The organism is Alloalcanivorax sp. C16-1 (assembly GCF_046507805.1).
Lineage (GTDB): Bacteria > Pseudomonadota > Gammaproteobacteria > Pseudomonadales > Alcanivoracaceae > Alloalcanivorax.
The window spans coordinates 653325-666077 of record NZ_JBKFTK010000002.1 but is presented as its reverse complement, the minus strand read 5'-3'; the positions used below and the strand labels follow the sequence as shown (position 1 = coordinate 666077).

Annotated in this window: 12 protein-coding genes; 1 reads left to right on the top strand and 11 read right to left on the bottom strand. The window is 66.9% G+C overall.

Annotated elements, in window-relative coordinates:
- Positions 1–63: 63 nt before the first annotated feature.
- The gene (locus ACLD0W_RS10250; protein ID WP_410307382.1) at positions 64–2781 is read left to right on the top strand and encodes an efflux RND transporter permease subunit; all 2718 of its coding nucleotides are present in this window, start codon (positions 64–66) and stop codon (positions 2779–2781) included.
- Between the two features lie 48 nt (positions 2782–2829).
- Here the strand turns inward: ACLD0W_RS10250 and ACLD0W_RS10245 are convergent, their stop codons facing one another.
- The 11 genes from ACLD0W_RS10245 to ACLD0W_RS10195 all read right to left on the bottom strand — a co-directional run bounded on the left by ACLD0W_RS10245 (position 2830) and on the right by ACLD0W_RS10195 (position 12572).
- Entirely contained in the window at positions 2830–3747 is a 918-nt protein-coding gene (locus tag ACLD0W_RS10245) for a cation diffusion facilitator family transporter (RefSeq protein ID WP_410307381.1), read from the bottom strand.
- Positions 3748–3749: 2 nt separating this feature from the next.
- Positions 3750–4502, bottom strand: coding sequence for a peptidoglycan DD-metalloendopeptidase family protein (locus ACLD0W_RS10240; protein WP_410307380.1), 753 nt, complete (start codon positions 4500–4502; stop codon positions 3750–3752).
- A 34-nt stretch (positions 4503–4536) separates the two neighbouring features.
- Positions 4537–5454, bottom strand: coding sequence for a DUF368 domain-containing protein (locus ACLD0W_RS10235; protein ID WP_410307379.1), 918 nt, complete (start codon positions 5452–5454; stop codon positions 4537–4539).
- Positions 5451–6107 carry a protein-L-isoaspartate(D-aspartate) O-methyltransferase gene (locus ACLD0W_RS10230; RefSeq protein WP_410307378.1) on the bottom strand — a complete coding sequence of 219 codons (657 nt, stop codon included), beginning with the start codon at positions 6105–6107 and terminating at the stop codon, positions 5451–5453. The genes ACLD0W_RS10235 and ACLD0W_RS10230 overlap by 4 nt, the downstream gene beginning before the upstream one ends.
- Before the next feature lie 67 nt (positions 6108–6174).
- Positions 6175–7197 carry a tRNA pseudouridine(13) synthase TruD gene (truD, locus tag ACLD0W_RS10225; RefSeq protein ID WP_410307377.1) on the bottom strand — a complete coding sequence of 341 codons (1023 nt, stop codon included), beginning with the start codon at positions 7195–7197 and terminating at the stop codon, positions 6175–6177.
- A gap of 2 nt (positions 7198–7199) precedes the next feature.
- Positions 7200–7700: a 2-C-methyl-D-erythritol 2,4-cyclodiphosphate synthase gene (gene ispF, locus ACLD0W_RS10220; RefSeq protein ID WP_410307376.1), complete on the bottom strand. Its 501-nt coding sequence runs from the start codon at positions 7698–7700 to the stop codon at positions 7200–7202.
- Entirely contained in the window at positions 7682–8413 is a 732-nt protein-coding gene (gene ispD, locus ACLD0W_RS10215) for a 2-C-methyl-D-erythritol 4-phosphate cytidylyltransferase (protein ID WP_410307375.1), read from the bottom strand. The genes ispF and ispD overlap by 19 nt, the downstream gene beginning before the upstream one ends.
- Positions 8388–8714 (bottom strand): FtsB family cell division protein, encoded by a 327-nt coding sequence (locus tag ACLD0W_RS10210; RefSeq protein WP_410307374.1) that lies wholly within the window; start codon positions 8712–8714, stop codon positions 8388–8390. The genes ispD and ACLD0W_RS10210 overlap by 26 nt, the downstream gene beginning before the upstream one ends.
- Before the next feature lie 39 nt (positions 8715–8753).
- On the bottom strand, positions 8754–10043 hold the full coding sequence (gene eno, locus ACLD0W_RS10205; RefSeq protein ID WP_410307373.1) for a phosphopyruvate hydratase: 1290 nt from the start codon (positions 10041–10043) through the stop codon (positions 8754–8756).
- A 24-nt stretch (positions 10044–10067) separates the two neighbouring features.
- On the bottom strand, positions 10068–10916 hold the full coding sequence (kdsA, locus tag ACLD0W_RS10200; RefSeq protein ID WP_410307372.1) for a 3-deoxy-8-phosphooctulonate synthase: 849 nt from the start codon (positions 10914–10916) through the stop codon (positions 10068–10070).
- 12 nt (positions 10917–10928) lie between these two features.
- A complete protein-coding gene (locus ACLD0W_RS10195) occupies positions 10929–12572 on the bottom strand; it encodes a CTP synthase (RefSeq protein WP_410307371.1) in 1644 nt (547 codons plus the stop codon).
- Positions 12573–12753 lie beyond the last annotated feature (181 nt).

The window sequence follows — 12753 nt, the reverse complement described above, 5'->3', positions numbered from 1 at the left end:
CACGGCACTCATTCAAGCACTCACTTTACGCACTCACTTTAAGCACCAGGGGGAATCCCAATGATGTCCAGACTGTTCCGCGCCTATTGCGCCCTGGTGCTGCGCCACCCCGTTTTCTGGCTGCTGGTGGTGGCGCTGGTGTGCGGCACCGCCGCCTGGCAGGCCCGCCACTTCAAGCTGGACGCTTCCGCGGAATCCCTGACCCTGGAGAACGATCAGGCCCTGGAATATTACCGGGGAATCGCCAAGCAGTACGGCGGCAGCGATTTCCTGGTGGTCACCTACACGCCCAAGGACGGCCCGCTGTTCCAGCGCGATACCCTCGATCACGTGGCACGGCTGCAGAACGAACTGAAAGACGTGGACCAGGTGGCCTCGGTGTACAGCCTGCTGGACGTGCCGCTGCTGTTCAGTCCCAAGGTGGAATTCACCGAGCTGTCCGACGGCTACCGCACCCTGCTCGACGAGAACGTGGACCTGAATCTGGCGAAGCGCGAATTCACCGAGGAGAACCCGCTTTACGAGGATCTGCTGGTCAGCGACGACGGCCGCACCACCGCCATGCTGATCACCTTCCAGCGCGACGAGCGGTTCTTCGAGCTGCTCAATCGCCGCAACGCCCTGCGCGAGAAGGAGCGCCAGGGCGAGTTGAATGACGCCGAAGCGGCGGAGCTGGAACAGGTGGCGACCACCTTCAGCGACTACAACAGCCAGGTGCAGGCACGCACCAGCCAGCGCATCGAAACCATTCGCGGCATCATGGACGGCTACCGGGATCAGGCCCAGCTGTTCCTGGGCGGCGTGCCGATGATCGCCTCGGACATGATCGGTTTTATCCAGTCCGATCTGGAAATCTTTGGCCTGGGCGTGTTGCTGTTCCTGATTCTGACGCTGTTCCTGGTTTTCCGGCGGCCCCGCTGGGTGGTGGTGCCGCTGGTCTGCTGCGCGGTGACCGCCCTGGTGGTCACCGGCTGGCTCGGTTTCATGGATTGGAAGGTCACCGTGATCAGCAGCAACTATCTGTCGCTGCTGCTGATCATCACCATGTCGATCACCATCCACCTGACGGTGCGCTACCGGGAACTGCACGAAGAGAATCCGGACGCCACCCAGGCCTGGCTGCTGCGCGAGACCGCCGCGCACATGATGCGCCCGAGCGTGTACATGATCCTGACCACCATGGTGGGCTTTTCCTCCCTGGTGATCAGCGATATCCGCCCGGTGATCGATTTCGGCTGGATGATGACCCTGGGCCTGGGCGTGGCCCTGGTGACCTGCTTCCTGGTGTTTCCCGCCCTGCTCGCCCGGTTGTCACCGGGCCAGCCCCGTCAGGGTCGTGACCTGACCCGGCAGTTGACCCTGGGCTTCGCCGGCTTCACCGAGCGCCACCGCGCCGCCCTGTTGCTGCTTACCGTGGTCGGACTGGCGGCGGCCCTGTGGGGCATGACCCGGCTGACCGTGGAAAACCGCTTTATCGACTATTTCCAGGAAGACACGGAAATTTACCAGGGCATGCTGCAGATCGACCGCAAGCTGGGCGGCACCACGCCCCTGGACATCGTTATCGACGCGCCGCCGCGCGACGCGGATACCGGGGCCAACACGTCTTCCGCCCGGTCCGGCACCGGTGAGTCGGACGGCTTCGCCCGGGTGGAAGCGGATCCCTTCGACGGCCCCGCCGGCCAGAACGGCGGCGACCGCGGCACCGGCCAGGGCGACGGCTTCGGCGCCGTGGAGCAGGACCCGTTCGCGCAGACCTCGGGCTCCGGAGATGATTTCGGCGGCGGCGAGGACCCGTTCGCCAGCAGCGCCTCCGGCAGCGACGCGAACGCCGAGGATCGCGGCCCGGACCTGCAAGGCGCCTATTGGTACACGCCGCAGCGTCTGGATCGGATCAGCGAGATCGAGAACTATCTGAAGTCCCTGCCGGAAACCGGCAAGGTGCTGTCCATCGCCACCACCTACGAGGTGGCCAAGAAGATCAACGAGGGTCCGCTCAGCTATGTGCAGCTGATGCTGCTGGCCAGTTTCATTCCCGACGATCTGCGCGGCCAGCTGGTGCGCCCCTACCTGTCCGACGACGGCCGGCAGATCCGCATCAGCGTGCGGGTGGTGGATTCCTACCCGGGTCTGAACCGCAATGATCTGCTGGAAAAGATCAACGACGATCTGGTGGCGAAGTTCGATCTGCAACCGGAGCAGGTGCATCTGACCGGCGCCATGGTGCTCTACAACAATATGCTGCAGAGCCTGTTCGACTCGCAGATCAAGACGCTGGGCTATGTGTTCGTGGCGATCATGGTGATGCTGCTGTTGCTGTTCCGGTCCCTGCCGGTGGCGCTGATCAGCATGGTGCCAAGCCTGGTGAGCGCGGCCACGGTGCTGGGCCTGATGGGCTGGATCGGTCTGCCGCTGGATCTGATGACCATCACCATTACCGCCATCACCATCGGCATCGCCGTGGACGACACCATCCACTATGTGCACCGTTTCCACGAGGAGTGGCCCCGGGACCGGGATTACGCCGCCACCATGCGCCGCTGCCACGCCTCCATCGGCAAGGCCATGTACTACACCTCGCTGGTGATCATCGCCGGGTTCTCGATCCTGGCGTTCTCCAACTTCAATCCGACGGTGTACTTCGGGTTGCTGACCGGGCTGGCCATGCTGGTGGCGCTGCTCAGCAACCTGACGCTGCTGCCGGCGCTGTTGATCACCGTGAAGCCGAAGCTGCGCGTGGCGGCCACCACCGAGATCGCCGCTGAAACCGAGGACCGCTGACGCGGAGCGTCGCCCGGCCCGGTAGCAGCGGCCGAGCGGCGTGCCGCTTCAGCGGCGATCCGGGTCGACGGAAACGTGCGGCGGGTTCGGCACCGGGTCGTGGTGAATGATCACCTCCGCCGCCGGATAATGGGCGACGATGTCGGCGCGGATGCGCTCGCCCAGGTCGTGGGCCTCGCGCAGCGACAGCCGCTCGTCCATGTCCACGTGCAGCTGAATGAACTGGGTGCGCCCGGACTGGCGGGTGCGCAGGTCATGGAAACCCAGCGCCTGGGCGTGCTCCGCCACCACCGTGCCGATCACGTCACGCACCTCGCCGGGCAGTTCCCGGTCAAGCAACAGCTGTACCGCGTCCCAGCCAATCTTCCAGGCGGAATAAAAAATGTAGAGGGCGATCACCAGCCCCACCAGGCCGTCCGCTTCGATAAAGCCGAAACCGCTCAGCACCAACGCCACGATGATGCCCGCGTTGACCGCCAGGTCGGAAAGATAGTGCAGGGAGTCCGCGTCGATGGCGGTGGAGCCGGTGCGGCGCACCACGTATTTCTGCACCACCAGCAGCAGCGCGGTGAGCACGATGGAGAACACCATCACGCCGACGCCCAGGCCGGTGGCCTCCAGGGGCTGGGGATCGAGCAGCTTGAGCACCGCCTCGCGCAGCAGGTACAGCGCCGACCCGGCGATCAGCAACGACTGGCCCAGACCGGCCAGGGCCTCGGCCTTGCCGTGGCCGAAGCGATGCTCGTCGTCCGCCGGCACCAGGGAATAGCGGATCGCCGCGAAGTTCACCAGCGAGGCCAGGGAATCCATGATCGAATCGATCAGCGAGGCCAGCAGACTCACCGACCCGGTGAGCGTCCAGGCCACGCTTTTCACCGCGATCAGAATCAGCGCGGTGGCCACCGAGGCGCTGGCCGCCAGGGTCAGCAAACGGCGGGCCTGATGGTCGTCCAGCGGTTCGTGCATGGTCAGGATTTCCTTGGCAACAGGGCCAGCGGGTCCACCGGCTGGCCGTCCTTGCGAATCTCGAAATGCAGCTGGGTGTGCAGGGTGCCACTGGCGCCCATGGTGGCGATCTCCTGGCCGGCGTCGACCCGGTCGCCCTCTTTCACCAGCAACTTCTTATTGTGCGCGTAGGCGCTCAGCCAGCGATCATTGTGCTTGATGATCAGCAGGTTGCCGTAGCCGGTCAGGCCGCTGCCCCGGTACACCACGCGCCCGCTGGCGGCGGCCACCACCGGGCTGCCCTCGCGGCCGCCGATGGCGATGCCGCGACGACCGCCGGCGGCGCTGGAGTAACGCTCCAGTACGTCGCCGCTGGCCGGCCACTGCCAGTTCACCGGCCCGGTGGCGGACGGACTGCTGGTCTTCGGCGGCGGCGGTGCCGGCGTGGGGGTGGAGGCGGTGGACGAGGAAGACGACCCGGCGGAAGAAGTGGGGCGGGACGGGGTCGAGGCGGCGGGCCGTTCCGGGGTGGTTTCCCGGGGGCTGCCGCCGGCGAAGGAAATCACCTGGCCGGGATAGATGGTGTACGGCGCGCCGATGTTATTGGCCCGGGCCAGGGAGCGGTAGTCCCAGCCGTAGCGCCAGGCGATGGAGTACAGGGTTTCGCCCCGTTGCACCCGGTGCTGGCCGGAGGTCACCTTGCCGGCGCGCTGGTCCTGCTGGTAGATGTCCACCACCGGCGGCGGGCTGCTCACCGCGCAACCGGTCAGGGTCATCAACAGAATTGTGACAAGACAAACACGCAAAAGACTACTCGTCCGTTGGGGTCGCCTCATTATGCACGGGCGCGGCAAAGGAGAGTAGCCACACCAGAACCAGCCCCACCGCCATCATCGCCAGCCCCAGCCCCAGATGGCTGGCGCCGTCGGTGGCGCGGGCGTAGTCCGCCGGCCACAGCCAGCGCTCCGCCACGCCCTGGTCCAGGGGCAGCCGCCAGGGCCAGAGTTTCACCAGCGAGCCGGCCATGAAGCCGCCGAGCAACGCCATCACGGTGTCGTGGTAATGGTGCAGCAGCCATTTCAGCAGCCGCACGAACGCCAGCAAACCCAGGGCGCAACCGGCCACGAAACTGAGCAGCAGCGGCCCGTCACCGGCGTCCACCGCGGCCAGCACCGAAGGGTACAAACCCAGTAATAACAGGATAAAACTGCCGGAGATGCCGGGCAGGATCATGGCGCAGATGGCCACCGCGCCGCCCAGAAAAAAGATCAGCGGCGACACGCCGAAGGCGGTGAGCCCCGGCGCCAGACTGATCGCCACCGCCGCGCCGGTGCCGACCACGAAGGCCAGCCATTGCGGCGGGCCGCGTTTTTTCAGCGGCGCCAGCACCAGGAAAATGCTGGCCAGAATCAGTCCGCAGAAGAACGCCCACACCGGCACCGGATGGTGCTCCAGCAGCCAGGTCATCAGCCGCGCCAGCAGCGCGATGCTGGTAACAATCCCGGCCAGCAGAGTGAAAAGGAAGGTAAAATTGCCGGCCCGCCAGAACGCGGCGAAGCCCTGCCGGCGCCACACGCCGAGCAAACCCGGGCCGATGCCGCCCAGGGTATCGATCAGTTCTTCATAGATGCCGGTGATCAATGCCAGGGTGCCGCCGGACACGCCGGGCACCACATCGGCGGCGCCCATGGCGAGGCCGCGCAGGAACACCCCGGGCCGGAAACTCATTGCACGCCCCGCTGGAACGGCACGAAGCGCACCGCGTCCAGCTGCCGGGTACGAATCTCATCGCCCACCCGGTCCACCACGGTGAGATGCTGGGTGCGATCACCCACCGGCATCACCAGGCGGCCACCGTCGGCCAGTTGATCGAGCAGTTCGCGGGGGATCTCCGGGCGGGCGCAGGCCACCAGGATGCCGTCGAAGGGCGCCGCCGCCTTCCAGCCGAAGCCGCCGTCCGCGTGCTTCAGCTGCACCCGCGCCAGGCCCAGGCTGATCAGCCGCTGGCGCGCCTGGTCCTGCAGCGGGCGAATGCGCTCCACCGAGTACACCTGCGGGCACAGCGCCGCCAGCACGGCGGTCTGGTAGCCGCAGCCGGTGCCGATTTCCAGCACCTTCTCCGGCACCCGCTCGGCGATCAGCAGTTCGGTCATGCGCGCCACCACCCAGGGCTGGGAAATGGTCTGGCCGTAGCCGATGGGCAGGGCGGTGTCGTCGTAGGCCTGGTGGGCCAGCGCTTCGTCGATAAAGTAATGGCGCGGCGTGGTGCGGATCACCTCCAGCACCCGATCGTCCGCGATGCCCACGTCCCGCAGGCGGTTGATAAGCCGCTCCCGGGTTCTCGCCGATGTCATGCCGATGCCGCGCAATTCCGTGTCCATGTCCGTTGCTGGATCCCCCATCCGGTTCCCGTCCGCTGTCCGGCCCCCGCCGAATTGATTGTTTGATTCAAGGTGTGGTCGTGGTCAACAACTCCGCCAGCACCGAGGTGGCGAAAGCGCCGGTGGGCAGCCGCAGAGCCAGCTCCAGCGTATCACCGGCCCAGCCCCATTCCAGCCCGGTCACCGGCAGGCGGGTGGCGCGCCGCTCCGCGTCCAGGCCCAGTTCCGCCAGGGCCGCGATCAACCCGTCGTGGGGCGCCAGCACCCGCTGTTCCAATCGCTGACAAGCCGCCGATGATGCCATGCCCGCCCGCCCCGGCATAGGGGCGGTGGGATGGACCTCGCCGGCGGCCACCCGGGCCGCCGAGGTGGTGTCCTCGTCGGCGGCGAACAGGCCACGGCTGCCGTCCGGGCGCAGCAGGTCGCCCTCCAGCAGCCGGTCCCAGACGCCGTCGCGCACCCGCTCCGCCAGCACCGCGTTGAACAGGCCGGAGCGCACCGCCGACAACCAGAAGTTGCGCAGCGTACGTTTGCGCGGCGCCTCGCCGCCCAGCAGCCAGGCCCGGCCACGGCTCCAGTTGGCGCCGTCGCGGCCGAAACGCTGCTCGCCGAAATAGTTGGGCACGCCCTGCCCGGCCACCGCCGCCAGCGTCGCCGCCAGCCGGTCCCGATCCGCCTCCACCTGACGCAGGCGCAGCTGGAAGGCGTTGCCCCGGTGGGTGCCCCGGTTAAGCTTGCGGCGGTGACGCACGGCGCGGTGGATTACCAGCCCCTCGGCGGCCTCGAAGTCCGGGTCCGGCTTGCCGGGCAGATGCAGGCTGAACCATTGCCGGGTCACGGCGCGGCGGTCCTTGAGGCCGCTGTAGCCCACCGCCAGCCGGTGCACGCCGGCCTGTTTCGCCAGCCACAGGGCCACGTCCTCGGTGTTCCAGTGGGTCTTCTCGATGTCCAGCCAAAGGTGTTCGCCCTCGCCGTCCGGCACCACCGTCATGATCTCGTCGACGCGGAAGTCCGCCGCCTCCACCCGCAACAGGGCGCTGCCGGCGGGGCCGCCGTGGGCCGCCGGCGTGGCCGGTGGTGTGTCGGTCACGGTTATTCCTTCCACAACAGTGCCGAAGCCTGCACGGCGATGCCTTCACCCCGGCCGGTGAAGCCCAGCTTTTCGGTGGTGGTGGCCTTCACCGACACCCGGCCCCGGTCACAGCCCAGCAAGGCGGCGATGCGGTCACGCATGGCGTCCAGGTGCGGCGCCAGTTTGGGCGCCTGGCAGATCACCGTCAGGTCCACGTTGGCCACCCGCCAGCCGGCGCCGGTGATGTCCTGCATCACCCGGGCCAGCAGTTTTCCGGAGTCCGCGCCCTTCCATCGCGGGTCGGTGTCGGGGAAGTAATGGCCGATGTCGCCCAGGGCCAGGGCACCGAGCAGCGCGTCGGTGAGCGCGTGCAGCGCCACGTCGCCGTCGGAATGGGCCTTCAGCCCGCGCGAATGGGGAATGCGCACGCCACCCAGCATCACGTGGTCGCCCTGGTCGTCGAAGGCGTGCACGTCGAAGCCATTGCCGATGCGCAGGGAATCTAGGCCAGGGGTCGCCATGCCAGCCCCTCCTCTTCCTGGGCCGCGAGGTAGAAGCGCGCCAGCGCCAGGTCCTCGGGCAGGGTGATCTTGATGTTATCGGCGCGACCTTCCACCAGGGCCGGATGCCGGCCGGCGGCCTCCAGGGCGGAGGCCTCGTCGGTGATCGCGGACAGGTCCCCGGCCAGGGCGTCGTACAGCGCGCCGGCGGGGAACAGTTGCGGGGTCAGCGCCCGCCAGATGTGGCGCCGGTCCAGAGTGGCGTCGATGCGGCCAGCGGCGTCGGCGCGCTTGATGGTGTCGGTGACCGGCCGCGCCAGGATGGCGCCGTCGTCGCTGTCGGCGCCACGGGCCACCAGCGACTGCACATCGGACAGCCGCACCAGCGGCCGTGCCATGTCGTGCACCAACACCCAGGCGTCGGCGTCCTCGTCCAGCACCGCCCTGACCCCGGCCCGCACCGAGTCGGCGCGGCTGGCGCCGCCGGCCACCGACCGCACCCGGCGGTGGCGGGCCACGCTCAGCTGCGGCCACCAGGGGTCGCCCTCGGCCACCGCCACCACCACCCGGCGGATCGGCGCGAACGCCAGCAGCCGGGTGACGGTGTGCTCGGCCACGGTGCGCCCGTCCAGGCTCAGGTACTGCTTGGGCAGGCCGGCGCCCATGCGCGCACCGACGCCGGCGGCGGGCACCACCGCGTAGAGCGGTCTATTGAGAGTCTTGCTGGGCGTCACTGGCGCGGTCCCCGGGTTCCACGATCAGGAAATAGGTTTCGCCGTCGCGGATCATGCCGAGATCCTTGCGGGCGATTTCCTCCACCGCTTCGGTGCCTTCCTTCAGGTCACGCACGTCGGCGGCCATCAGCCGGTTGCGCTCGGCCAGCTCCGCGTTGTCGCCGGTCAGCGTCTCGACCTGCTTTTTCAGGCTCGCCACATGACGCAGGCTGCCTTCCCCGAACCATAGCCGCGCCTGCAGCCCCAGCAGCACCAGGGCCAGCACGGCGAGCACCACCTGGCGCGCCGGGGAAAGCTTCACGCGCCCTCCCCGACCGTCGGCAGACCGGCCTTCAAGGGCTTACAGGAACCGGAATTCTTTGCGGCCGTTGTAAGCGGCACGTCCCAGTTCCTCTTCGATGCGGATCAGGCGGTTGTACTTGGCGACCCGGTCGGAGCGGCACAGGGAACCGGTCTTGATCTGGCCGGCGGCGGTGGCCACCGCCAGGTCGGCGATGGTGGTGTCGGCGGTTTCGCCGCTGCGGTGGGAGATCACCGCGGTGTAGCCGGCGTCCTTGGCCATCTTGATGGCGTCCAGGGTCTCGGACAGGGAGCCGATCTGGTTGAACTTGATCAGGATCGAGTTGGCCACCTTCTCGTCGATGCCGCGCTTGAGGATCTTGGTGTTGGTGACGAACAGGTCGTCGCCCACCAGCTGCACCTTGTTGCCGAGCTTTTCGGTGAGGATCTTCCAGCCGTCCCAGTCGGACTCGTCCATGCCGTCCTCGATGGAGATGATCGGGTAACGGTCGCACAGCTCGGCCAGGTAATCGGCGAAGCCGGCGGAGTCCATGCTGCGGTTCTCGCCGGCCAGCACGTACTGGCCGTCCTTGTAGAACTCGCTGGAGGCGCAGTCCAGGGCCAGGGTGATGTCCTCACCGACCTTGTAACCGGCCTTGTCGATGGCTTCCATGATCGCTTCCAGGGCCGCCTCGTTGCTGGGCAGGTCCGGGGCGAAGCCGCCCTCGTCGCCCACCGCGGTGTTCAGGCCGCGGGCCTTGAGCACGCCCTTGAGCGCGTGGAACACCTCGGCGCCGTAGCGGATCGCCTCGGCCACGGTGGGCGCGCCCACCGGCTGGATCATGAATTCCTGGATGTCCACGTTGTTGTCCGCGTGTTCACCGCCGTTGATGATGTTCATCATCGGCACCGGCAGGGAGTACTCGTTGTCGTCGTCCTGCAGGTCGGAGATGTATTCGTAGAGCGGCTTGCCCTGGGCCAGGGCTTCCGCCTTGGCGGCGGCCAGGGACACCGCCAAAATGGCGTTGGCGCCCAGGTTGCCTTTGTTCTCGGTGCCGTCGGCGTCGATCATGGCCTGGTCCAGGCCGCGCTGGTCGGCGGCGTCCACACCCACCAGCAGTTCACGAATCTCGGAATTGACGTTGCCCACCGCGCGGGTCACGCCCTTGCCCAGGTAACGGCTCTTGTCACCGTCGCGCAGTTCCAGCGCTTCCCGGGAGCCGGTGGAGGCGCCGCTGGGGGCGCAGGCGCTGGCGCTGTGGCCGGACTCCAGGATCACATCGGCTTCGATGGTGGGGTTGCCGCGGGAATCGAGAATCTCGCGGGCCTTGACGTCGACGATTTTGGACATGGGTCGGTCTCTCTAGATACGAACTCAGTGATTGTCGAAGGCGGGCAACGCCTTGACGGCATTATCCAGGGTTTGCATTTGCTCAAGGAATGGCTGCAGCCGGTCCAGGCGCAGGGCGCAGGGGCCATCGCACTTGGCGTTGTCCGGGTCCGGGTGGGCTTCCAGGAACAGGCCGGCGATGCCCTGGCTGATGCCGGCGCGGGCCAGCTCGGCCACCTGCTGGCGACGGCCACCGGCGGAGTCGGCGCGGCCACCGGGCATCTGCAGCGCATGGGTCACGTCGAAGAACAGCGGGTAGCGGAACTGCTTCATGATGCCGAAGCCGAGCATGTCCACCACCAGGTTGTTGTAGCCGAAACAGGAGCCGCGCTCGCACAGGATCAGCCGGTCGTTCCCGGCCTCCTCGCACTTGTGCAGGATGTGCTTCATTTCGTGGGGGGCGATGAACTGGGGTTTCTTGATATTGATGATGGCGCCGGTCTTCGCCATCGCCACCACCAGATCGGTCTGCCGCGCCAGAAAAGCGGGCAACTGAATGATGTCCGCCACCTCGGCCACCGGCGCCGCCTGATACGGCTCGTGCACGTCGGTGATGATCGGGCAGTCGTAGGTGTCCTTGATCTCCTCGAAGATCTTCAGGCCCTCGTCCAGGCCCGGCCCGCGAAACGAGTGCAGCGAGGAGCGGTTGGCCTTGTCGAAGCTGGCCTTGAATACCCAGGGCATGTCCAGGGCGGTGGTGGCTTCGGCGTACGCCTCGGCCACCCGCATCGCCATGTCCCGGGATTCCAGAACGTTCATGCCGCCGAACAGGGCCATGGGCTGGTCGTTGCCAAACGCCCGGTCGCCCAGGCGCAGGGTGATGGAATCCGTCATCGGCGGTGTCCTTTACCGTTGGTCGTTGCCGGCGGCCAGATGGGCCGCCAGGGCCGCTTCCACATAACCCCGGAACAGGCCGTGGCCGTCCCTCGGCGTGGAGGTGAATTCCGGATGGAACTGGCAGGCCACGAACCACGGATGGTCCGGCACCTCGATCACTTCCACCAGCTCGCCGTCGTGGGAACGACCGGCGATGCGCAGCCCGGCCGCTTCCAGTTGCGGCAGGTAATTGTTGTTCACTTCATAGCGGTGACGATGCCGCTCGATAATGTGGGTCTTGCCGTAGCAGTGCGCCGCCAGGGTGTTTTCCTCAAGCACGCATTCCTGGCCGCCCAGGCGCATGGTACCACCCAGGTCGGACGCTTCCGAGCGCAGCTCCTTGGCGCCGTCCTCGCGGGTCCACTCGGTGATCAGCGCCACCACCGGATCGCGGGTACCGGGCTTCAGCTCGGTGGAATGGGCATCACTGATGCCGGCCACGTCCCGGGCGTACTCGATCACCGCCAGCTGCATGCCCAGGCAGATACCCAGGTACGGCACGCGGTTCTCGCGGGCGAAGCGAATCGAGGCGATCTTGCCCTCGGTGCCCCGGTCGCCGAAGCCGCCGGGCACCAGAATGGCGTCCACCTTGTTCAGTTCACCGGTGCCGTGGCGTTCGATGTCCTCGGCGTCGATGTAGCGGATGTTGACCTTGGCCCGGGTGGCGATGCCGGCGTGCATCAGCGCTTCGTTGAGCGACTTGTAGGCATCCGCCAGATCGATGTACTTGCCCACCATGCCGATGGTGATTTCGTGCTCGGGATTCAGCTGCGCTTCCACCACCCGGTCCCACTCGGTGAGGTCCGGGGCCGGCAGATCGAGGCCGAATTTCTCGACGATGATGTCGTCCATGCCCTGCTCGTGGAGCACCCGGGGCACCGCGTAGATGGTCTTCGAGTCCGGACAGGACACCACCGCGCGGGCTTCCACATTGGTGAACAGCGCGATCTTCTCGCGGGCGCCCTGGGGAATCGGGTGGTCCGCCCGGCACACCAGTATGTCCGGCTGCAGGCCGATGGAGCGCAGCTCCTTCACCGAGTGCTGGGTGGGCTTGGTCTTGATCTCGCCGGCGGAGGCAATGTACGGCACCAGGGTCAGGTGCACCAGCAGCGAACGGCTGGAGCCCAGCTCCACGCGCATCTGCCGCACCGCTTCCAGGAACGGCAGCGATTCGATGTCGCCGGCGGTGCCGCCGATTTCCACGATCGCCACGTCGGCGTCACCGGCGCCTTCCTGGATCTTCAGCTTGATCTCGTCGGTGATGTGCGGAATCACCTGCACGGTGGCGCCCAGGTATTCACCACGGCGCTCCTTGTCCAGCACGTCCTGATAGACGCGGCCGGTGGTGAAGCTGTTGCGGCGGCTCAACCGGGTGCGGATAAAGCGCTCGTAGTGGCCCAGGTCCAGGTCGGTTTCGGCACCGTCCTCGGTGACGAACACCTCACCGTGCTGGTACGGGCTCATGGTGCCCGGGTCCACGTTGATGTAGGGATCCATTTTGATCAATGTGACCCGCAGGCCACGGGCTTCCAGCAAGGAAGCGAGGGACGCCGAGGTAATGCCCTTGCCCAGAGAGGACACCACCCCGCCGGTGACGAAAATAAAACGTGCCATGCACCCACCAGTCGCTCATGGATTGAACGTGCGCGTCTCCGAGCAGCCCGCGACCACACTCCAAAAAAATACCCTTGCCCGGGAGGCTGGGCAAAGGTTGTTTGTTCTGGATGCGTTGGATCGGGCCGTCGATGGCCGGAACCCCTCTGATATCAGGGGTTTGCGCGACGTCAGGATGGGA